The organism is Mesoplasma corruscae, assembly GCF_002930145.1.
Taxonomy (GTDB): domain Bacteria; phylum Bacillota_I; class Bacilli_A; order Mycoplasmatales; family Mycoplasmataceae; genus Entomoplasma; species Entomoplasma ellychniae.
The window spans coordinates 35,816-59,867 of record NZ_PHNF01000003.1; the positions used below are offsets into that span (position 1 = coordinate 35,816).

At 24.0% G+C, this 24,052-nt stretch carries 18 protein-coding genes, 1 pseudogene and 1 CRISPR repeat array; of the genes and pseudogenes, 5 read left to right on the forward strand and 14 right to left on the reverse strand.

Annotated elements, in window-relative coordinates; genetic code table 4:
• Window position 1: 1 nt before the first annotated feature.
• Both dcm (MCORR_RS03595) and MCORR_RS03600 read right to left on the reverse strand, forming a co-directional pair.
• Window positions 2-1,207 (reverse strand): DNA (cytosine-5-)-methyltransferase, encoded by a 1,206-nt coding sequence (gene dcm / locus MCORR_RS03595; protein WP_104208207.1) that lies wholly within the window; start codon window positions 1,205-1,207, stop codon window positions 2-4.
• A 55-nt stretch (window positions 1,208-1,262) separates the two neighbouring features.
• The gene (locus MCORR_RS03600; protein WP_181021232.1) at window positions 1,263-2,450 is read right to left on the reverse strand and encodes an MAG4270 family putative restriction endonuclease; all 1,188 of its coding nucleotides are present in this window, start codon (window positions 2,448-2,450) and stop codon (window positions 1,263-1,265) included.
• An 801-nt stretch (window positions 2,451-3,251) separates the two neighbouring features.
• On the opposite strand from MCORR_RS03600, the gene MCORR_RS03910 reads away from it, so the two are divergent.
• From MCORR_RS03910 to MCORR_RS03815, 4 genes are all read left to right on the forward strand, one after another.
• Window positions 3,252-3,443 (forward strand): DNA cytosine methyltransferase, encoded by a 192-nt coding sequence (locus MCORR_RS03910; protein WP_245851784.1) that lies wholly within the window; start codon window positions 3,252-3,254, stop codon window positions 3,441-3,443.
• A complete protein-coding gene (locus MCORR_RS04010; RefSeq protein WP_425437735.1) occupies window positions 3,380-3,910 on the forward strand; it encodes a DNA cytosine methyltransferase in 531 nt (176 codons plus the stop codon). The genes MCORR_RS03910 and MCORR_RS04010 overlap by 64 nt, the downstream gene beginning before the upstream one ends.
• 198 nt (window positions 3,911-4,108) lie before the next feature.
• Entirely contained in the window at window positions 4,109-4,474 is a 366-nt protein-coding gene (locus tag MCORR_RS03610) for a DNA cytosine methyltransferase (protein WP_104208209.1), read from the forward strand.
• A gap of 603 nt (window positions 4,475-5,077) precedes the next feature.
• A complete protein-coding gene (locus MCORR_RS03815) occupies window positions 5,078-5,242 on the forward strand; it encodes a hypothetical protein (protein WP_181021233.1) in 165 nt (54 codons plus the stop codon).
• Window positions 5,243-5,841: 599 nt separating this feature from the next.
• Here the strand turns inward: MCORR_RS03815 and MCORR_RS03620 are convergent.
• The 5 genes and pseudogenes from MCORR_RS03620 to dcm (MCORR_RS03640) form a co-directional block, all read right to left on the reverse strand.
• A pseudogene (locus MCORR_RS03620) lies at window positions 5,842-5,997 on the reverse strand (zeta toxin family protein); the annotation flags it as partial.
• 83 nt (window positions 5,998-6,080) lie between these two features.
• On the reverse strand, window positions 6,081-7,739 hold the full coding sequence (locus tag MCORR_RS03625; protein WP_104208211.1) for a DUF262 domain-containing protein: 1,659 nt from the start codon (window positions 7,737-7,739) through the stop codon (window positions 6,081-6,083).
• 8 nt (window positions 7,740-7,747) lie between these two features.
• Window positions 7,748-9,040 carry an HNH endonuclease gene (locus tag MCORR_RS03820; protein ID WP_181021234.1) on the reverse strand — a complete coding sequence of 431 codons (1,293 nt, stop codon included), beginning with the start codon at window positions 9,038-9,040 and terminating at the stop codon, window positions 7,748-7,750.
• 4 nt (window positions 9,041-9,044) lie between these two features.
• A complete protein-coding gene (locus MCORR_RS03635) occupies window positions 9,045-10,154 on the reverse strand; it encodes a DNA cytosine methyltransferase (protein WP_104208213.1) in 1,110 nt (369 codons plus the stop codon).
• Between the two features lie 12 nt (window positions 10,155-10,166).
• Window positions 10,167-11,234 (reverse strand): DNA (cytosine-5-)-methyltransferase, encoded by a 1,068-nt coding sequence (gene dcm / locus MCORR_RS03640; RefSeq protein ID WP_104208214.1) that lies wholly within the window; start codon window positions 11,232-11,234, stop codon window positions 10,167-10,169.
• A 1,118-nt stretch (window positions 11,235-12,352) separates the two neighbouring features.
• Here dcm (MCORR_RS03640) and MCORR_RS03645 point away from each other — a divergent pair.
• Window positions 12,353-12,688 carry a hypothetical protein gene (locus tag MCORR_RS03645; protein WP_104208215.1) on the forward strand — a complete coding sequence of 112 codons (336 nt, stop codon included), beginning with the start codon at window positions 12,353-12,355 and terminating at the stop codon, window positions 12,686-12,688.
• Between the two features lie 650 nt (window positions 12,689-13,338).
• Here the strand turns inward: MCORR_RS03645 and MCORR_RS03650 are convergent.
• From MCORR_RS03650 to MCORR_RS03680, 7 genes are all read right to left on the reverse strand, one after another.
• On the reverse strand, window positions 13,339-13,539 hold the full coding sequence (locus MCORR_RS03650) for a hypothetical protein (RefSeq protein WP_146063419.1): 201 nt from the start codon (window positions 13,537-13,539) through the stop codon (window positions 13,339-13,341).
• 599 nt (window positions 13,540-14,138) lie between these two features.
• A CRISPR array of direct repeats spans window positions 14,139-15,164; the repeat unit is 36 nt; unit sequence GTTTTAGCACACAAAAATTTTACAGGGTAGAACAAC.
• Between the two features lie 84 nt (window positions 15,165-15,248).
• Window positions 15,249-15,524 (reverse strand): hypothetical protein, encoded by a 276-nt coding sequence (locus MCORR_RS03655; protein ID WP_104208217.1) that lies wholly within the window; start codon window positions 15,522-15,524, stop codon window positions 15,249-15,251.
• Window positions 15,525-15,566: 42 nt separating this feature from the next.
• The gene (cas2, locus tag MCORR_RS03660; RefSeq protein WP_181021235.1) at window positions 15,567-16,448 is read right to left on the reverse strand and encodes a CRISPR-associated endonuclease Cas2; all 882 of its coding nucleotides are present in this window, start codon (window positions 16,446-16,448) and stop codon (window positions 15,567-15,569) included.
• A gap of 4 nt (window positions 16,449-16,452) precedes the next feature.
• Window positions 16,453-17,361, reverse strand: a complete 909-nt coding sequence (cas1, locus tag MCORR_RS03665) for a type II CRISPR-associated endonuclease Cas1 (protein ID WP_104208219.1) — start codon at window positions 17,359-17,361, stop codon at window positions 16,453-16,455.
• Window positions 17,362-17,476: 115 nt separating this feature from the next.
• A complete protein-coding gene (gene cas9 / locus MCORR_RS03670; protein ID WP_104208220.1) occupies window positions 17,477-20,695 on the reverse strand; it encodes a type II CRISPR RNA-guided endonuclease Cas9 in 3,219 nt (1,072 codons plus the stop codon).
• A gap of 1,028 nt (window positions 20,696-21,723) precedes the next feature.
• Window positions 21,724-22,101 carry a hypothetical protein gene (locus tag MCORR_RS03675; RefSeq protein WP_104208221.1) on the reverse strand — a complete coding sequence of 126 codons (378 nt, stop codon included), beginning with the start codon at window positions 22,099-22,101 and terminating at the stop codon, window positions 21,724-21,726.
• A 116-nt stretch (window positions 22,102-22,217) separates the two neighbouring features.
• Window positions 22,218-24,050, reverse strand: coding sequence for an ABC transporter ATP-binding protein (locus MCORR_RS03680; RefSeq protein WP_104208222.1), 1,833 nt, complete (start codon window positions 24,048-24,050; stop codon window positions 22,218-22,220).
• Window positions 24,051-24,052: the final 2 nt, after the last annotated feature.

Below are 24,052 nucleotides of genomic sequence, written 5' to 3' on the forward strand. Positions count from 1 at the left end.
ATTATTGATTCCTTTTTTCTAATTCATAAATTAGTTTAAAAATAGATTCTAAAACATTAACAACTATTGAGTTTCCAGCAAATCCCCTTATTTTCTCATCACTCAAATTCATTTTAATCATTTTAGAATAATCTTTTTTGTCAAAACCCATAAGTCTTAAATTGTCTAACCCCGATAATTTCTTAACTTCAAACTCATTGTTGTTGTTTTGGTTCAATACTCTTATTCTAGAATTCTCTCCTGAAAATGTTATTGTTGATATATTTTGTTCTTCTATTCCATGAACTATATTAGCTTGATTAAAAGATGGGTATACACTAAGATTCTTAAATTTGTGTTGCAATGGTTTTTCAATGTTATCATTATGAATACATTTTTGTATGGCTAATACATATTGTTCCCACCTTGGAGTTAATTGCATATTATTTCATTCTATAAATTCTTTAAATTTTCTATTGCTTTTTGTATAAAATTTTTCAAGATTTAATTTATTGTCTTCAGAAAATTCTAGTATAGATAACATAAAAAATCTTTTTCTTTGTTGAGGAATTCCATGATCTACAGCGTTTTCAATAAATTCAAAAGAAGAATACCCTAGTTCTTTTAATTCTTTTTTAAATGAATTTAAATTGTCAACATGTTTTATATGTTTTATAGCTGTAACGTTTTCCATCAATAAATACTTAGGTAGTTTTTGGTGTTCTTTTAATTCAACTAATATTCTTTTTATGTTTCAAAGTAAACTACTTCTAGAATTTGTCTCTTCAGACATTCCTTTACCCTTGCCAGCTATAGATAAATCTTGACATGGAAATGAATAAGTAAGCAGATCTATTTTTTCTACTAGCTGACTTCCTTTTATGCTTTTAATATCTCCTAAATTATTATTTCTAATATTTGAATTATAAAGAGTCTCAAAATATTTTGGGTTCTTTTTAATTTTTGTTTCAATATTAGCAATTGGGGTTTTACTATCTTTAGAAAAAGTGAATTTTGAAAAGTATTGAGTTAGTTCTGTTAATGTTATTTTTGTGTTCTTTTTATTATCATGATGAATTGCATCATATGCTATTATTGCATCAGAATATCACTCACTAGTATAAGAAATTTTAAAATCAAAATCATTAAATTGTTCTTTAACTCTTTTTAAAGCTTTATGCTGCGAACCTATGCCTGCAAATGTTTCAAATACATTTAATTTGATCATAATTTCTCCTTTCGTTATATTTTATCAAGTTAAAGTTTGAATGTCGAGTCATTTCTTAAAAGTTAAATATTTTTCTGTTATTTAATGATATATCTCATTCTATGTATTTTAAAAACTTATCATTTTTGACTATCTCTTCTTTTAACTCAATTTGATTGTATTCTTTTTGAATTAATTCACCTCTTGGCGTGTTGTTGTATATTATTTTTCCAGTTGAAGAAAAATAAATTTCATTTGAATCAAATGCTTTATGTAAATTAGGTTCTAATAATAAACAGTTGTACGGATCAATAGCTGATTCATAATCTTTAAGTATCTCTACCAAATAAGAAAATTGTACAATGTGTGCTTTTTCTACTATTGGAAAGTTTGAGTTTTTAATGTAGTTTTTTATCAATAATTTTTTAGATAAAGCTTCAACTCTAAAAGAGAAAATAGTTCTAAGCCTTCTTTTGAAAGTTTCTACAGTCATTTCATTCATCTCATATGTTTTTTTAAGAATTTCTAATCCCTCTTTATAATAAGAATCACAAACTTTTTTTTGCTTAATTAAAATCAATGTATCAGCCAGAACATTATCTTCTAGTTTTGCATATTTCTGATTTTCATATTCTTCATAGTTATCTATTGAAATATCAAAATTGTATTCTAAAAAAGTTTTTTTATGAATATCAAATTCTTCAAAAAAATCATCAATGTTGATCATATTAATTTCTTTTAAATCAGTATATTCAAATTTTGTTCTACCTTCTTTACTTAAAGTTATTTTTTTAAAAAAATTAATAAACCTATAAAATTTATATTTTGTTGTATTGTTTTTAATACCATCGATAAGAATTGGTGAATTATTTAACTTAGTCTCAGAACCAGATGTATTGCTTCCTGTTAAAAACTCATTTGTTTTTAAATGGGTTGTGAAAATACTATTATTTTGCATTTTACTATTTATTATTTTTACTTCTTCTTTTGTAAGTGTTTTTATCTCTGGTTTATCAGTAAAAGGAAAAATTTCTTTCCTTAATTCTATAAATTTTTGATTTCGCCAATATTCTGTTTTTTGCATTTGAGCATCATTGGTTCTATATTCACACCCTTCGTTTATTTGAGTAAATGTTTGAGTTATAAAACCATTTTCATTAAAAACATAAAATATTGTTCCTGAAAAACTGTATTTATTGCTTTTTGAACCTAACTTTAAATATTTTTTACTTCCAAATTCTACTTTTAAATACCTAATTGCCATTATTACCTCTTTTTTAGATTTTATCATTTTGATACAAAATAATATATAATATTTTATAAAATTAGATAAGGGTTATTCTTGAGAAAAATAAGTAAATACTTATTGATATTTTTTATAATTTTTATTTCGAAGGGTGCATAAGTTTTTTGTTGGACATAATGATTCAAATTTCGACAATAATCAAATTGATCAAGATACATGAAAAAATACAAAAAGATTTCATAATCCTTTTGAACCAAAATAACACATTCTATTAAACATTAAAGGTATTCAATTAATGTAATGTTATTGAGATATCTTTGTGTCTAAAAAACTATAAAAAGGTCCAAAAAGAAAAATAACAAAGTGATTTGAGGAACTATATTAATATAGTAGGTATTCAATCAAAAAGCATTTTAATTTAGTTATTGATAAGAATGGAGTTAATAAATAATGGATAAAGAAATTAAAAATATAATTAGATAACTTTATGTGGTCATTCTATCCAGATCCAGAAGAAAGAACTGAGTAAAAATACAAATCGTTCTGGTGAGTGATTAATTAGAAAAATAAAATCGGTTACTATATTGAAATTAATTGAATTTTAAAAATTTATTTAATAGGAAAAATAATACTCAAAAGCCAGATTGAAGATAAAGAAGTCTTACATACATGCCCTATCAAAAACACTAAGAAAAATAAGTTTTTAATGTTATTAGAAACTATAAAAAAAGAAAATTAAAAAGGGTAAATGGCTAAAATTTGATTAAAATGTTATAATTAATTTAGTTTTTAATATCGCTTTAGAAGGAGTTCATTTATATGAAAAAAGTTAAGTTTATTGATTTATTCGCAGGTATTGGTGGTTTTCATAAGGCATTAGAATTAGTTGCTAAAAAAATAATTATAATATTAAGTGTGTATTCGTTAGTGAAATTGATCAAGAATCAATTCAAACATATTCTAATAATTTTTCAATATCAAAAGAAAAAATTATTAATATTCGTGATTTAGATGAAAATGCATCTCAAGTCCCAGAACATGATTTTTTATTTGCGGGTTTTCCATGTCAAACCTTTTCAAATGCAGGTAAAAAGAAAGGTTTTTTAAACAAAATAAGAGGAACATTATTTTTTGATATTGTAAAAATATTAAAAAATAAAAAACCTAAGTATATTTTATTAGAAAATGTAAAACATTTAGTAAATCATGATAATGGAAAGACATGAGATATAATAATTAAAACTCTAAAAGATGATTTAGGTTATATTATTCCTGAAAAACCACTTATATTGTCACCACATGAATTTGGAATTCCACAAGAAAGACAACGTGTATTTATTCCCGGAGTTTTAAAAGAAAAAACATCAATTAAAGAGGAATATATTTCATTCAATTTTGATAATTTAAAATTGAATGAATTTGCGATAATGATTCAAATCCTGATGAAATTAGAAAATATATTTTTGATAATTTTTTAAAAAAAAATGTTGATGATAAATATATTTTAAATAAAAAGAAAGATTCATACTTATTGAATGTATTTGAAGCTTGAGACGATTTCTTAAAAAATGTAAAAAAACAAGTGGATAGAACATTACCAGTAATTTGAACTTATGAATTTGGTAAAAATTATAATTTAGAAGGATTTCCTGAATGAAAAAAAATATATTTTAGATATGAGAAATATCTACGAAATAAATAAAGATTTTATAGATAACTGATTGATAAAATACCAAGTTAATAAATGAAAAAAACGTGAGCAAAAATTTGAATGACAAGCAGGTAAAGATATAAGTGATTTAAAATACTCTTTTATTCAGTTAAGACAGTCAGGAATAAGATGTAAGAGACCGATAAAATTTCCTACATTAGTAGCAATGGTTCAGATACCTATAATTTATGATAATTTTAATAATGCATGGCGTTATTTAACACCTAGAGAAACTGCAAATTTGCAAAGTTTCCCTAAAAACTATAAGTTGCATAATGAAATTAAATTAGAAAATAAAGATTTTTATTCTTATAAACAAACAGTTTGGTAATTCGGTCAACGTTTCAATAGTTTCATATATTCAAGAATATTTATTAGAAAATTATTAGAGTCATTTAGAAAAGAATATCCTTATAAATATAAACATATAGTTTCAGAAAAAATTATTGATTCAAAGAAATCACACCCATTAGATCATTTAAAGGATAATCAATTTTTATTTAATGATTTGAATACATATTTATTTGAAGATATAAGTGAAAAGAAGAAGAATTTATTTAGAAACTATCTAAATAAAATGTACTATAATATTTTTATTAAATTTCTAGATGGTAGTGGAATAGACAAAAGTTTTAATAAAACTGATAAAATAATTGTAATTCCACACCATCAAAACTCTTTCATAAATATTATTAATAATTATGAAAAAGTTTTAGTTGTAAATATTTATGTTCCCCCTAATACTAAAGGAGAATCTGATTTTTTAAGGAGGTTTATTTGACCGTTGACCCTAAAGAATTTTATCTGTCAAAGGTTGTTGAAAAAGGAAATAGCAATTCGTCTTCTAGATGAATTAAATTGGAAGATATAATTGATGTAATCAAAAATAAAATATATAAGCAAAAGAATATCTATATTATTTAAGGATAAAAACATGAATTTAAAACAATTAAAAAATCAAAATGGTTTTATTGATGTTACAAAATATACAAGCAGAAGAAAAGTATTTCAAGGTATTTATCATCAAATTTATCCAACAAATATTTGGTTTGAAACTTTAATTCCATTTAAAACAGTTATAGAAAGTACACAAAAATAACGAGGGAAAACCTATGAGATGTACAGTTACAACAGGTGCAGAAATGGGAAAAGAATTTTTATATAATAATCATTATCTGAGTATACATTAGAAAATGCTTCTATTGATAAGACATTTAAAGTTACAAGACAATATTTGTTTTTAAGAAAATGGCGCCTGAATTAATTTCAAAAGAGTTAAGTAAAAATTGAAGCTTCAAGTGCATAACTTCAATACAAAAGTAAAAAAATCTAGATACTGCCATTGATGCTCCAAAATTAAGAATTCAAAAAGTTAATTTGAGAGAAAAGGGCTAGATATTCACAATCAAATAATTGATCAATGTTATTTACAAAGAATGGATACACAAAAGGATTTTATGTTAAATTAATTGAATCATTAAAAGTCTTTGATTTCGTTTTCAAAGATGAAACACAACATAACCTGAAGAATAGTTGATACTATTCTTTTTTAAATTAAAAAGAGAAAACATGGTAGGTACAAAAAATAATTAAACTAAAAAAATTATTAAAAATAATAGATTTATGATTTAAAGAAAATTTTAAATAATTGTGTTAATTGCTTAGTTAAGCATCCTACAAAAAAGTTAAGCACCCAAAAGTTAGTTCACTAAAATCTTTATAATAATTATCCATTGATATATGAGTTACTGATTTATCTTTTAGTATTTCATTAGCTAATCTATGAGCTACAGTTGTTTTACCAGAAGCAGTACCACCAGCGATCAGTATTATTGTTACTTTTTTGTTTTTCATTTTAACTAAATTCTCCTAAAACTTTAATTCATTTATTTTTATCAAAATAATGGGTAAAATATGCTATAAAAAACACATCATAGCTATAGACTTATTGTAAATATTTTACAAATTGTTTTTGCCAGTTCCTCAGTTCTTTGTTCAATTTCTAGTTTACCTCACTTATTTGATTCAAGTATATACTTATTTAAAATTGTAAACTTAGAATTTTGCTCTTTTAAAATTCTTTTCTTTTCATTAAAAGTTTTGTTTGACAAGTCGGGATTATAACCAGTTAAGCTTAGATTGCCAATTTTATGCAAGTACTTTTCATGAATATCTTTGTAATGTTCTCCAAGCTCAGTTTTCCATTCATTAGTTAACTTTTGGGGCATTATGTGCTCAATAGATATTTTATCAAGTGAAACGGTTTCTTTACTTCCATTATGTTCTATTTCTTGAAGGACAAAATTACAAATTGATGCTTTTACACGGTATAGGTTTATATTTTTCAATGATTCCATAAATTCAAAATCTTTTGGAACCCTATCTGATGTATCTACCTCATTCATATAGTCAATAATTGCTTGTTGATAATTTTTTTTATTAAATCTTGAAAAAATTTTAGCATATAAATTTGCAAAAAATTTGTTTAAGTTTTTGGTGCTTTTATCAACTATTATTCTTCTTAAAATATAATTTTTAATGTAGATAAAGCAATTCAACATTGTGTTCTCAGAAATAATTTTATCACTATAATCTCTTACTATGTGCATAAGAAATGGATAAACAGTTTTTTGATTAAGTAAATGAAAGTCATTAATAATTTTTTTAAATTTATGATTTGTAATATTTTGTCTTCCTATTATCAATGAAAAATACTGAGATGCTTTTAACATTTCCTCTAAAAAAACTTCTCTATCTCAATTATTTTTTTTAAAAAAATCTTTAAATGATTCGTAAATTTTATTTGACGCAATAGCTTCTTCTGATTTATATATTAAAAAATAATGCATAAAAAGTTCAATATTTTTAGTTTCTAGATCTTTTTCCATTTTATATCAATAATCTCTAAATATTTTTTCCTCGTAACCATCTTTCATCATTAAAAAGTTTCTTATTAAGTCAGTTGGCGTTAATTTTATACCTGTAGAATTTATTCTCTCAAAAATTATTTGAGGATGATCATTATTGTTTATAAATATCATCACAGATACAAGTTTGTTAACACCATTAATAATGTCTTTAATTGAAAATAAATTATCATTTTTTAAATAATAGCTTATTTTATTAAAAAAATAGTTGTAATTTATTCATATTTCACTTTTTTTATTAATTGTTTCATCATTTTTTAACAAACTAATGAAATTTTTATTATCCTCTAGATTTAACACTAATTTTATAATGGGCTCATCTGAAACAGATTCTTTTCTTATAAAAAGAAATTCATCTAGTTGTTTAATTTCTATATCGTTTGTGGATAAATCTCTTAAAACTTTCATCAATAAAAAAATTGTAGTAATTCTTTGCTGGCCATCAATAATAATATTTTCATTTATAAACGTTTTATTGTTAGATTTTCTATCTAATACGAAATTACCTAAGTAATGTTCTTTATTTTTTATTCCTGCCTCAATGATATCATTTAATAAAGTGTCGCACTGTTTTTTTTGTCAAGAGTAATTTCTTTGAAAAACAGGCACCAAATATTTTTCACTTTGTTCTAAAATATTGTTTCTTATATGTTGTTTATTTGCTTCCATTTAGTATTTTAACCTCATTTCTTTTTTAAAATTTCTTTATATGCTTTTAAGAGTCATTCAATTTCAATCATTCCATAGGATTCAATAAAATTATGAGTTCTCTTAGATAAAAGCAATTTCTCCAATGATTTTTTTTGTTCTTCTTCTTTTGAAAAATGAACTTTTCTGTGGCAGTTAGGGCATAAAGAAACCAAGTTATTTCAATAATCAAATGTACGAATATTTTCTCCGTATTCTTTTTTATACAATTCATACATCTTTTTATTATGCGGAATTAAATGATGAATTTCAAAATAATTCTCATTTTTATCATTAACCAAAAAAGTATTTTCAACAAAACAAAGTTCACACTTTTTACTAGAATCATAATATTGTTTTCTTAATGTCACATTTCTAGATAATTTTTTTTTAGTTTCCGTAAATATATGTTCTAATTCTTCATTTTTAAATTCTGGGGCTATAGTGTCTGATTTAGCAAATAACGAACTTTGATAGTTTTCAAAAATATCTTCATCTAAATTTGAATTGTCTCAAATATTATCCAATGTTCTTATTTCTTCATTTTCGAATTCTGGGGCTATAGTGTCTGCTTTAGCAAATAACGAACTTTGATAGTTTTCAAAAATATCTTCATCTAAATTTGAATTGTCTAAAATATTATCCAATGATTTTATTTCCTTTTTTGTATTTTTTAAAACCATAGTTTTTGACCTGAAGTCAAGATAGATATTAGTTAATCCTCCTATAAATAAGTCTTTTAAAATAATTGATTTTTCACCTCAAGGAACTAATTCATTTTTAACCATTTCAAAAAAATTACATTGTACCCTACTATCATTATAATCTCAATCAGGTAAAGCTTTTTTAGTTTTAAAACCACTTGGCTGTATTTTTATATATATTTTAATATTACTATTATAATTATTTTCGTTAAATTTTATTGTTTCTTCATAGTTTATAAAATCATTTTTTTGAATTAAAACTTCTTTTTTAGCTTCTTTTATGTATTCTTTTATATTTTTTTTGCAAAGATTCATTTCAATATAATTATCATTATAATATTCTTTTTTTAAAACTTCGAAAAGATTTAAAAAAAGATATGGTTGTTCTTGTTTATCTTTATTTGAGTTTCATGTTCCTAAGTGAATATCATAATATCCACTATTTATTTTATCTTTATCATTGTTTTTTCTTTTATATTTTGTACCATGTCTTGCTGATAATTGTATTGGTAAAATTTTATTATTAAGTTTTTTGTATAATTCTTCTTCTGTAAAATTTCTAAACTCATTATTATTCATATTTTTAATTAAAAACTCCACTTTTTTCTATTTCTTTCAGAATATTTTGTGCTACTGTAACAACAATCGAATTTCCAAATTGTTTGTATGCTTGAGACCTAGATACAACTACTTTGAATGAATCTGGAAAACCCATTAATCTAGCAACTTCTCTTTCATGTAGTCTTCTAATTTTTCCTTCTGGGGTTAGAGTGTAATTATCGATTCCAGCTCTATGAGTATTTCCCATAGTTTTAAGCAAAGTTCTTGCAATTTTTAAGTTTATTTCAGGTTTTTGATAAAAAGTACCTGTACCACCCTTTAAAATATATTTTACCAATTTATCAGAAAGTATACAGTCATATGGTATAAAACCTTTTCCTTTTTTAACTGTTGGGACCATTTTTTTATATGAAAAGCTTCCTACAGCGCAATCGTCAAGTAATAAATCTTGCATAGAAAGTTTTAAATCATATTTATTCGGAAAATTAAAATTAGTTGCATTTTTTTTAAAACCAACAACAAATATTCTTCGTCTTGTTTGAGGTATCTGATAATCACTTGAATTTAAAATTTTGAATTTAAATTCATACCCTAATTCAGCAAAAGTTTGTTTAATGATTTCTCATGTTTTTCCTTTATCGTGGTTAATCACATTTCTAACATTTTCATAAATAAACACTTTTGGCTGAGATTCTTTTATAAGTCTTGCAAATTCAAAAAAAAGCGTACCTCTAGTGTCTTCAAATCCTCCTTTTTGACCAACTGAAGAAAAACTTTGACAAGGAGAACCACCGATCAGCAAATCTAGTTTACCATTATATTTATATCCATCTAAAAACCTTATGTCTTGATAAAAATTTTTATGGTCTAAATTAAAATTGGTTAAATATGTTCTTTGAACAAAATTTTGTTTATTTGACTTAGCATAAATTAATTCTATAATTTTGGTTATATTTTCTCTTTCAATATTTTCGTCAAACTTTTTTTTAAAATCATTATAATTTTCTATAATTATTTCTCTTTCGCCATTATCACAAGCAAAGACAATTTCATGTTCAAAGCCTAAATTTTTAAAAGCTTGTTCAAATGAGCCAATTCCTGAAAAAACTGTGGCAACTTTTATTTTTTTCATATATGTCCTTTCTTATTTTAAATTATTTATAACTTGTTTAAAAATTTCTTTTAAAACAGGTACAGCAATCGAATTACCACTTTGTCTATATAATTTTTGATCGTTTATTTCATCTTTTGGAATGATAAATTTTCTTGAGAAGCCCATTAAATTAAAACACTCTCTCGGAGTCAATTTTCTTATACTTCCAAATTCACCGTTAAATAAACCAAAATGTTTGCCTTCAATTTTTTTATTTTTTTCAAAAATAAAGTTTCCATTTCAATTAAATTGTTGATTAGCTTTTTGACACATTATTATTTTTTCATTAACTTTTGCTCTATTTTTGTATTTTTTATTTGTAACAAATGCAAAACCCTTTGGACTTAAGTAATAATCATTTGAAATTTCTTTTTCCAAAAAATCAAACATCGATAGTTTTAACTCTACTTTACTAAATTCCAAGACATTTTTAGGTTTATTTAAGAATCCAATTAAGAAAACTCTTATTCTATTTTGCGGAAGATTAAAGTCTTTCGCATTTAAAATATATTCGTTAACTTCATATCCTAGTTCTTTAACAATTTCTTTCATTCTTAATCAGGTTTCACCACTGTCAATATTTGTTATCCCTAAAACATTTTCATATATGAAAACTTTTGGCTTACATTCGTCTATTGCTCTAGCAAAATCATAAAATAATGTTCCTCTAGCATCATTAATTCCTTTTCTTTTTCCTAATGCAGAAAAAGATTGACAAGGAGAACCGCCTATCAAAATATCAACTTTATCTTTATAGTAACTAAAATCCCCAAATCTAATATCTTCTATCCAATCACCGTGGTTGAGTTTATTATTTGCTAAATATGTTATTTTTGGATAGTTAATTTTTTTTGTCTCTTCGAAATAAAGTTCTTCTATGTATTGATTAGTTTTTTTTGAAGACATTCCTTTTGTTAATTTTTTTATTTCATTGTAACTAGATTTTAATTCTCTTTCTCCATTATCTGATGCAAAAACTACTTTATGCTTTATTTTAAGCTGTCTTAAAGCTTCCTCAGGAGCTCCTATCCCTGAAAATAATGTTGCTATTTTTAACATTTAAACCTCTTCTCTGATATATTATATCAGACAAAAATAAAAATCAGTGTTAATTAAACAAGATAATTACATTATATAAAACTTGATAAGAGATACCTTCGAGAAAAATAAGTAATACCTTTTTATTTAATAGCTTTTTGCTTTTTTGCTTTTTTTTAGTTTTAAAGCACCAATATAATTGTTGACATGATTATCATTTCTAAATTTATAAAAACCTTAAACTTGCAATGCAGTTAAGATAGTTAAATTGGTAATAATTAAAAAGATAACTCAAGCTAAGTAAACTTTCCATTTAGTTTGAATAATATAATCTTCAAGATAGGTAACTATCTTTACCAAAATATCCCAATAAATATTAACGCTATCCACATTATTAATCAAGATAAACTTAACTTATTGTATAGTTTTTTACAAACCATATGATATGTTGGTTCCTTCCATATTTAAAAAAATGTAACAGTTTTTGATCTATTATAAAATCCTTTTCTATTAATAATTGGAATAGTTGATTGATAAAACATTATTAATTATTTACATAAATTGCAAGTTATTTTCCACCTTTTTAATAAATATACAAGTCTTTTTTCTTTATTGTTTTAATAGTCATATTGTATTCATTTTTAATAAAGAAAAGTTTTATTAATTAAATAAGTAAAAAAATAATATAGTTTATCTAAAAGTGTTAATATTTTATGAATACAAAAAACAAAGAAAATTAATTTTCTAATTTTGAAATTATTAAATATTTATTGTAAAAATATTTAAATGATTAGTTATATGAGTTATTTATTTTTATTTTAGCTTGCATTTCTATTCCTGGCTTTATTTATTAGTAAATAGTATTTAACAAAAATAATGAATATTACATTTTAGCTTCTTATTTATTATTAACATCTATTTTTTATTTATAACAAAAAAAAGTTAACAACATTAATTCATCTATTGAATAAAAATATAACGAGAATAATCAATATTTACAAAAAATAAAATGAATCACAAAAAATAAGTAGTAATTAAAAAATTAGTACATCCAATTTAAGAAAAAAATAACATTTTTTGAAATATTAAAAAAGCAAAAGTTTCAGTAAAAATTTTATAAAATTAGAAAAGGGGTAATCTTGAGAAAAATAAGTAAATACTTATTGATAATTTTGACAATTTTTATTTCAAACATAGTAACTTATAATTTTGTAATAAAGCCAATACAAGTTTTACATGCTGAAAAAGATAATGAAAAATATTTATTATTTTTAGAACAAACTTTGTCATCACAAATAGAGCATTTTGTATTTTTAAAAAAAACTAATAAATCAATTCAAACGAATTTAAAATTATTAAATTCAGTAATAGAAATTGAAAATAAAATGAAAAATAATCAAAAAAGTGTAAAGCTTTTCATGAAATTGATTACTGAATTTAATTTAGCAATTAAAAAATATATTGACAGTGAATAGAAAATAATTTTCTTTTATAAATTTAAATTGGAAGTACAGTGCTTCTAAACAAGTACCTCATAAAATTCTTGAATTGATTTATAGTTCAGAATTTTATGAGGTATTTTATTTATTTGATTTAACGTCTAATTATATTAAATTTAACTTTTTAATAATTTAATTGTTGATTCTTATGGGCAGTGACTAAATCAAAGTTGGGGAGTCTAGAAAAAGTAGGAAAATCTCACTTTTTTATTTGTTAATTGATACATATATAGTGTTTCTAATTTTCTATATATGAAAAACACTTTTTGTACCCATTTTAATATTCAAATTGAGTGGGCTTTTCTATATATAGTTATAAAAATGTTGATAAAAATGCAGCGCTTATTGTATCGACTGTAATACGTTATAACTTTTCCTTAAGGAAAAGTTATGAATAGTGTATTATGTCTTGAATATCTTAATGATATAATACATAAAATTTTTTTAATAATTTATCAAGGTCATTTATACTCTACATTAACATTTCTGGTTCATATTTATCTTTGAAGTACTTTACTTGTTCTTTAAGTTGAACAATTTCTTCTTTTAGTTGTGCATTCTCTGTCTTGAGTTCATTTATTGTATTTATAGCAAATTCTTTGAATTCTTCAAATTCTTTTCTTAGCTTAAAATATTCAATTAGAATCTTTTAAGTCTCTATTAGTCAACATTTGAACTTTGAACTTTGCATTTTCAGGATTATAACTAAGTATGCAAGCTATTCTTTTTTCTGGTTTATTTTTTGTTTTTTTAAAGTTGTCTCCATACAATGGTGAAACAACATTAACTCATTCGTAAAATCTTCATATTTTTTCTGGTTTTTTCATATAATCAATATAAAAAAGAGCAATCAATGTTGCTCTTAAATATTTACTTCATGTCCACCTCTTTTGTCGATGAAAGGATGGTATGCAAGAATTCAATCAACACATTGACTGCTTAAAGATTGCTTGCCGGTCATAATTACTAACCACTTACAAGATTTGCACCTTGTACATAAATATTATACAACAATTATTTCAATAATGTAATCGACTCTTTTTTATTTTTTCTATAAAGTTACACTTTCTTCGATTTCTTTAGAATCTTCTTGTTCCAAATTTTTTCTATGATCATCAACTCATTTTTTTACTTCTTGAGTGTTAGCTTTAAGAATTTTATCAAATTCAAAGAAAGTGATTTCTTCACTAGTGAATGATTTAGTTTCTCTTATTTTATTTCTAATACTGAAATTTTAATAATTTTGGTTTCAGGTAAATTAACTCTAAAGAATGATTGTTTATCAAATAACGAATTAACTTCTTTAAATTATTAATTTTTTTCTTTAAGTTTGGTTTTAGAGAAGTTGTAATTTTGTAGAAAGTGACACTCAAATTCTTTTTTCTTAACCGTTTTTTTAGTGATTTGAATTCTATACTAGCTAATTCTTTTAGCACACAAAAATTTTACAGGGTAGAACAACAACTTCTTGTTTTGACAACTCACCAAAAATGTTTTAGCACACAAAAATTTTACAGGGTATAACAACTGAATTGCAAAACCCAATCGATAATCCAAAGTTTTAGCACACAAAAATTTTACAGGGTAGAACAACACCTTTTATTTTTATAGCTTGTGTTTTAAGTTTTAGCACACAAAAATTTTACAGGGTAGAACAACGACTATACACTTTTTAATCACATATTATTAGTTTTAGCACACAAAAATTTTACAGGGTAGAACAACGCATCAGATTTATTTGGTTCTTGCAAATTAGTTTTAGCACACAAAAATTTTACAGGGTAGAACAACAGGATTAAAGCTTCTATCTAAAAAGATAATGTTTTAGCACACAAAAATTTTACAGGGTAGAACAACGTCATAGAAGTTGCTGATTTTTCTAAAACTTGTTTTAGCACACAAAAATTTTACAGGGTAGAACAACGAAAAAGAGTTACATTCCCTTTATATAAACGTTTTAGCACACAAAAATTTTACAGGGTAGAACAACATGGTCTAACAGATGAAGATGTTTGAAATAGTTTTAGCACACAAAAATTTTACAGGGTAGAACAACATATATATATTATCTCATAAATTAACTTAAGTTTTAGCACACAAAAATTTTACAGGGTAGAACAACTAATCTCTCAAATTACTTTCGGATTACTTTGTTTTAGCACACAAAAATTTTACAGGGTAGAACAACAAAATACATTGTCTGAAAATGACTGACAAAGTTTTAGCACACAAAAATTTTACAGGGTAGAACAACTTAAACAGAGTTTTGACGAAAATGAAAAGTGTTTTAGCACACAAAAATTTTACAGGGTAGAACAACGATAATCAACTTCAACATCACCTTTTAAATGTTTTAGCACACAAAAATTTTACAGGGTAGAACAACAACTAGTTATATTAAAGCACAATTATTTTTGTTTTAGCACACAAAAATTTTACAGGGTAGAACAACCTCAAGTCAAGTCTTTTATGAAAAAAATTATTTAATTATAAAAAAATGCTTTGAATAGAGTTTCTGAATGAACATCACTAAATTTTATTTTTTCAAAAAAATTGAATCATATAAATTATAATTTTCTAAAAAGATTTTTAAAATTTTTGGTAAAAGTTTTTTTATATCAATTTCGCAATAAATTTGATAATTTTCTATATTATTTAAAATTGAACTAAAATCTTTATTAAAATTTTTGTCTATTAAACAAATATTTTTTATTTCATCATCACTAACATATGGGATTCAACTTGCAATAATAAATTTATTCTTTAATTTTTCTAGACTTTTAAAATATTGTTTTGCTTCTTCGTAATTCATTCCTATAAATGGATCATTAAAAATAAAAATAATTTCTTTTTCTTAAAATGTTTCAAATATTGATAAAAATCTTAAATAAATTTGTTTCAAATCGTAAATGGTAATATTGGTCTCATCGACTAAATTATTGTCTTTCTCAAAATCAATGGAAATTGAATTAACAAGAAATGATACGAAATTAGGGTTAAAGAAAGTTTTTAGTTTTATTTTTAAGTCATTTTCTACTTCATTAAACTCATTGTTAATATATTCGTTCTCATTTTCTATTTTAAAAGTATTTAATATATTTGCTGCTTCAATTAAAATCTCACTTTTAGATTCTAAGGTTTCTAATAGAACTGTTAGCATAAGTTTATAAACACTTTTTGTTCCTAAAAGAAAATCTTTCTGAAAATCAATAAAACTCGGCACCTCAATTATCTCTAAATTTTTAAAGTTATAAGCATTATCATAATCATCAATTTTTATTTCTGCATCACTTTTTTTATTTTGGAAAAATGTTTTCAAAATATTGATAAGATCTGCATTAAAAAGCAAGTCACGACATAAAAAATATTTGTTATCAGTTAAATTAAAGTTCAAATATTTAATACGGTTATAATTTCTAATAATCATTAAATCACCACCAATCTTTTGTCATTTTGGAATATTTCTTGATTGCTTTTTTTTACCGCTTATAATTTTCATTTTTAAATATTGCTTTTCTGTAACCTGTAGAATTCTTACGTTTCCATATTTAGGTGAAAGTTTTTCTACTTTTTTGATTGCTAAATTTAATGAATCTTGGTTAGTGCAAAATTTAGAATAAATTGAGTATTGCATCATCACAAAACCATTACGAATTAAATTATTTCTAAATTGAGTATAAATTTTTACATATTGACGAGAATTCATTGGTAAATCATAAAGAATAATTAAACGCATGAATCTATAACTCATAATATATGGGCTGGGTCGTAATTAATGGAAAAACTATTTCATCAACATTCAATGTTTCCATGTAATTAATTATTTTTTCAATATATACATTAATTGCATTATGGACATATAACATTTTATTATCGAATAATACTTGTGAATTTAAAATATTTATAAGTTCCATCTTTTGATTTTTTCCAAAATAATCTCACTTAATGTGATTATTGTATACATAATCATCAATAATAGGTCTAAATGGTTCCATTAAGTCGTCTGACAAAGCAAAATAGTCATAACGATTAGAATGGAATAATGAAATCGACGGGTGAAGTCCTTTAGCGACTATACTTCGAGAAAACGCTGCTCTTAATATAGTGTATCCATAATTAAGAGCTGAGTTTATTAATGAATTTTGTTCTCGATTAAAATCTCTTCCGAATAATTCATTAAAATACACTTTTGCTGCATGGCCTTCTCGATTAGTTAAATCGCCTTCTTGGATTTGTTGAATATATTCATACAATTTAATGATTTTACTTTGATTTTTCCTATTTATTTTTAAAATATCAATTTGATTTTCAATTTTTTGCTTGACAATTAGAGTCCACAAGACTCTTTTATCGAGATAATTCCAATTAATTTGATCACGAATTCTTTTTTGTTGGATATAATGTCCTTTAATGGATTGCATTAACACTGAAGGTTCATTGCTTTCGTTACAAATAATTATCATAACATTATTTTCAACAAGTTTAGAAATGATTTTTGTTGTTAGTAATGTTTTATAATCCTCAATTATAATTGAGTTTATATCTGAAATTAAAAATTTTGTACTTATACCTTTTTGAGAAATTACAATATTATCTAAAAATAATGATAGTTTATCTGAATCTCTTATAATTAATGTTTTTCAGCTCATAGTTGCTTTCAAAAATAAAAAAAGGGCAAAGCCCTTTGGCTACAGTTTAAAACTTTTTTGTCCTAGACCTGTAAAATTTTTGTGTGCTAGTAAACACCGCTAAATGTTTACAAAATTATTTTAACACATATTTAGAAGATTTAATACCAAGAATGTCAATATTTAATAATTTAATATCTTGAAATCTTGATGTTGACATTAAATCTCGATTGTTCCCAACTTTTTCCTCATTACTTTTCAAGATGTTTCGATGAAATCTTTTTACTTCGAAAGTTCCTGGCTCTTGTCCACCAACAGCATATCAAAGTGTTCATTCATTATTCACTTTAATTGCTATTGTGTCTGAAGGTTGAACAGATAAGTAAAAATCAAAATTATCATCTATTTTTAATGATTTTAAATGGCTTTGATATTTTAAAGGGTCAATTTTAATTTCTTTATCACTGACAATGTTTTTAACATCATTTACATTTACTAAGCACATTCGAAAATTTTTAGTTTTCTTATCTCTATAAAAATCAATTCTAAGAGGTTTTAAACTCTCAAAACCAACGATTTTATCAGAAGAAATGTTTGAATATTTATGAGAAATATTCAACAGTTTATTTGATTTATTACCAATGTATTTAATAGATTTAATAGGGATTTCTGAACTAGTATTTTGTTTAACAATTTTATAACCGAGTTCTTCAGTAACATATATAAAAGGATTTTTTACGATTAACTCTTTTACTTGAATTTTTTTATCTTTATCTGTATATTCCTTAACATATTTCATATCAATAAAATCATTAAATATTTTTTTTAAATATTCAAATGATTGTCTATCTTGTTTGTACATTAAAACATTTTCAGGTTTAACATTAAAAATTTCATTGAGTTTCTCTTTACCACTATTAAATAAATCAAGTGTTAGAATTTTACGGAATTCTCCATCTTCTGACTTACGAAATGAATATAAAGTTTCATCTGTTTGTTTTTTATTATAATTATTGGTCTTCATTTTTGAAAAACGATAATCAAAATTATTTATCAAAACTTTTTGATAAGCTCATTGTTCTTTATTATTAGACTCATTCATAATTAATGATGAATATGATAACACAATTGCATCAATTGCATGATGTTTAAAGTCATCGCGATTTTTTGCATCTAGGTAGAAATAATTTGTTCTGAAATTATGTGTTACTGAACCATTTATTGTTTTAATTTTAAATTTTTTTTGATATGTGTTTTTATATTGTTCAAGATATTCTTTAAATAAAACAGTGGCATACCTTGTATCATTTAAATTACGATTAATAAAATCGTCTTTAGTATCTTGTTTAGAAAAGTCGTTTTCGTTCAAAAGATTATCAATTTTTCTATTAAAATATTTTTTATTAATTTTGGTTTTATTTTCATCATAGAAATCATTTAGTATAGAATTTTTAAAATCATTCCAAGACATTGATGATTTTTTAGAAGAAAAATACTTAAACGGTGTTAAATTATTTTTAACACTATTTTCAATACTATGCGCTAAAACAAGGTTATCCATTGAAGATGTAAACGAAATACTTTCAGGAATAATATGGTCAATATCAACATAGTTTGAATTTATAACTTTTTTTAAATCTAATTCTTCAAAACAATAAATGCACTTATGATTTTGTTCAATCCACAACTTTACTTTTTGGATATTTTTTTTATTAAATGGAATATTAGCACCATGTTGCATGATAATATCTTTAATATCTTTATTATTCTGTTCATTATTTTTTTGTTTTTTATTAATAAATTCTTTAAAATCTTTTTCGTTTTTTTCTCGTGCAAGTTCTATAACAATTTCATCAATCAGATAATCAGGGTATTTTCTTTGAATTTCTTTTAAAATTTTAAGGGCTTGAATAAAGCTTCTTTTGACAACTGGTGAAATAAACATTTCATTAATCTCAGAAACATAGACCGGGATCGTTTTTGAATTATTATTGAATTTAAATTTGGTCTTTTTTTTCATATTAAGCGATGAGAATAGAGCTTGAGCATTTTTGTTGCTATCCATCATTTCATTAATTAAAATTTTAATTGTTTTATTGCTTAAAGAATGAGTGCCACTTAGTTTTATAAATGCTAACGTTTCACTAATTTCTTTGCTTTGAGTTATTTTATTTTCAACCAAAACTTGTGAAATTTCTTTTGAACGCGTTTCATAAGACTGACGTGTTGATAAAATTTCAACCACTTTATCAATTGAATCAATATTGTCGAAATTAATTCACGAGTAATCAAAATTTTTTTCCACTAAAATTTTAATAATTTTTCCCAAAGCTTCAAATTTAGTAAACTCAGGCTTTTGAGAACTATTAATTCTATACTTTGATATTTGATTAACATTAACCTTGAGAATTTTAGCTAATGAATTAATAGTAATATTATTTTGTTTGCCTTTGCTAAAATCAAAAACGAAATTAATTATCTGTTCTTTTTCACTAAAACTTATTTTTGATGATTGTCTAGAACTATCAGAAATTTCAAGATTATTGAGATCGTTAAGTAGATTGTATAAATTGGCATATATCCCAAATTTTGGAGCTCTTAATTCCTCATAATTGTATAAATCTCTACCCAATAGACGTTTGTAGAATTCTTCTTCACTTTGATTTCATCCTCACTTTGAACCAGGTCCTGGCCCTGTATAAAATTCTCTTTTTCGATTAAATAACTCTAAATAATCATTTGCAAAATTTTTAGAAATCAATTTAAAATGTATTTGTTTGTTAAGTAGTAATTCAATTTCCTTTGAATACATTTTGTGAGTGATCAATCTGTTACCTGAACCGCGAAATTTTCCTGTTTCATTAAACGATTTTAATTGTATATCAATTGGTAAGATTTCTTCATTTTCGTTAAAAACACTAATATTATCATCTTTATTACTTTTGATAGATTCATCAATTAAATCATCAACAAAATTAAAAGTTCCACGTCTTTTCATGTAATTAAAGAGAACAACAATGATTTCTTCTTTTGTTAATTCTTCTGTGAGTCCTTTTTTTCTTAAGAATAACAAATTTTCACTTTCCAAAAAAATACTATACAAATCATCAGGTGAATTGATAATCTCATATTTGATAAATAATCTAATTAAATCTTCTCTTCTTAACTTATTACGGCGGTATTGACGGCGTTTAGAACGATTTTCACGTGTTGAAGCAGCAGTTTGGTAATTTGTATTGTTAGCCTCATTAAATATTCTTGAACCTGCATCAATGATTTCAAATTTATCAGCATTTACAATTGCTCATCCAACTGATGCAATACCTATATCAAGTCCAATATTAACTTTTTTCATAATTACTCCTTATGATTATAATTATAATAAAAAAAGTAATTTTTAATTGTTTTCAATAAATCGAAAGTGATTTTATTGTTTTTTTAGTAGTTAAAAAATTTAGTATCATTTTGTAAGTGTGTGACTTTAACAAAACTTTTTAAGACACAAAATTAATCCTAAAACTTTTAATTTACTAAATATTTGCATTTTAAAAAAGACATGATTAGGATTTAATAATAACAATAAACAAAGCTACTTATTTGAATCGCAATTCAATAAAAAAGCATCGAATATTTGCTTCATCAATTTTAAAGTTGTTTTTCCAATTTGCTAAGCGCTTACAGAAACTTGAATAGCTTGTAACTTTGCAAAATAATAGGTTTAACACCCGTTTAAAATCAAATCGTTAAATACATTAACCACAATTACTAAAGAATTATTTCCAATTTAATACCTTATGGCTTTTCGTACCATCCCCTTTCTTTTTATTTTTTTATTATGAATTAAATATTAGGTCTAACCAATCTGGGTCTTTTTTGACCCAATATACTTTATAAACTTTATAAGCATTCATTAATTCTTTATCTTCAATTTGGTTTATGATATATCGGTTTTATAAAAATAAATTTTTAAATAATTATAGATTCTATAGAAAATATGATTCTCTTATTCAAACGCTTTATCAAAAACTTTTTTTAAGCTGAATAAAATGATGTAAAAAATTTGTTGATAATTTAAATAACCTAAAAAAGAATATTTTTTTCGTTTTTTAAAAGGGAAATATTAAATAGAATAAATAAAAAAATGAGAATAAAAGAAATTTATCATCATTTAACAGAATATATAAATGGATACAATTATAATAGAATACAAAGATATTGAAATGAAAAACGCCAGCTTTCGCTAGCGCTAATTAATGCATTCAACTGTTTTTTATTTTTGCTTGTTTATAACTAACAATTATCTGGTTGTTTAATTATTTAATAAGGCTTTATCCAACTTTTCAATCATTACATTTTTTCATATTAAATTAATTTCAATGATTATTACTTTTTACTTTCAGAATTCTTAATTTCTTTAATTACCTGTTTTAACTGATGTTCATAAATCATTTTAACTTCTTCATCAATATAGTCATCAGCATAGTTATATTTTCTCAACTTAATTGTTGAAATTACAATACCAACCACAAAAGAAGTAAGACTAAAAATTCCAAATACAATGCCAAGCGTAAAAAACAAAATATCCAAAAATTTGAAAACGCTTTCATGTGAAGAAAAATAAATTGCAAAAAGAATTAGAAAAACAAAGAATGGTATTACAAATAACATTGTTATTAACAAACTCCAACCAAGATGTTTTTTTCATAACTTTTCACAACCTAAATGATTAGCTACAAAATATGCGGGTAAGCCCATTACCATATTGCTATTTGGATTATAAACTACAGTTGTAGATCTGCCTTTAGTTGAAATTAATTGATATGGTTTTAAGGGTTGTTTACAAAGCGAACAAGTATTCTTTCTTCCTCACTAAATTTCTATAATTCAATTTCTTTGACCATTTTACCTGCATCATATAGATTTTTAAAATGACCAGGTGTTGTTGTTAATTCTTTAAAAGTTCCTTGTTGAATAATTCCAGCACCATTACCACCTAAAACAACAATTTGATCGACGTTTTTAATAGTTGATAATTTATGTGCAATAGTCACACTTGTTCTACCCTTCATCAGTTCATTTAATTTTGCTTGAATTTCTTTTTCAACAATATTGTCTAGTGCTGAAGTAGCTTCATCTAAAATTAATAACTCAGGATTTTTTAAAAACATTCTAGCAATAACTAATCTTTGTTTTTGACCACCCGATAACATAAATCCACGTTCACCAAGAATAGTTTGATAACCTTCTGGTCATGACATAACTAACGCATGTAATTCTGCTTTTTTACAAGCTTCAATTGCTTCATCATCAGTTTTTGCAAAACTACCATATTTAATATTTTCTAAAACATTCCCAAAAAGAATTTGAGGTTCTTGTTCTACATATCCAACATGATTTAAATATGTTGAAAGATTAACTTCTTTTAAATCATTATTTTTATTAATTAAAACTCTACCTTCACTTGGATCATAAAATCTTAATAATAATTTAGCAATCGTAGATTTACCAGACCCAGTTTCACCAACAAACGCATATGATTTTCCATATTGTAAAGTAAAGTTAAAATTAGGCAGAATTAAATTTTCTGGTTTTTCTGGATATCTAAAGTTAATATTTTCAAAAATAATATCACCTTTTAAATCTTTTAACTCTATGCCTTGATTATAATGAAAATCAAGTCTTGAAGGTGCGTTTAAAGTTCTAAGAATTCTTGAAGAAGAAACCCCAGCCATAGCTAATCCCCCAGATATTAAGAACAAAGATATAATCGGTACGGTTAACATTCCTTGTGCCATTACAAATGCTGGGAAAATACTAAAGAATTGTTGAATTCTACTACTATCAGCTCCACCACCATAAAATACAGCAGCAAATACAGGAGCTGTAAATAACAATAAAAAGTCCCCAGCAAAAACAACAACAGCAAATGCACTAATTCATTTACCAATAGGTTTTCCTAAATTATAGTAATCAACATGTTTATCTTTAAAATTTTGTGTTTCATATGCTTCTGTTCCAGATGATTTAATTAATCTAACAGATATCACACGATCAATAACATCACCATTAGTTTTTTCCATAGTTAATCTAACTTTTTCTCATTTAGATACTAATGCAAAATAACAAATTAAAAACATTGTAAAAATTAATGCAAATAAAATAAAACCAACAAGAGCAATTTTTCATTCTAAAATAAAAGTTAATAATAAACCAATTGCTAATTGAAAAATTGAACTGGCTATAGTCATTGGTATATTAATGGCTTGATTACCTACAATTTGTGAATCTGAAATAACATTTGTTAATAATTCACCTATTTTTTTATCAGAATAATAGGATATATCTTGTCTTATTAATTTTTCTAATATTTCATTTCTTAAATGAGTTTCAATTTGTTTAGCAAATGTGTTTGACCATCAATTAAATAAAAATGAATTAAATACATTTAAAAATAATAAAGTCATTGATAATCAAATTAATTGCAAGATTGATAAACCTCAATCATCAATCAACCAAAATCCAACTTTTATTTTTTCTGCTTGAAATGATAAATTTATTTGGTTAGTTATTAACGGGGCCATAAACAATAAGAATGCTCAAAAAATAAAGTTAGGAATAACTCATCAATTTTTTTTAAAATCTTGTTTATAGTATTTAACAAATAAATGAATAAAAGCTCTATTTTTACTTATTTCTTTATGTCTTTTCATCA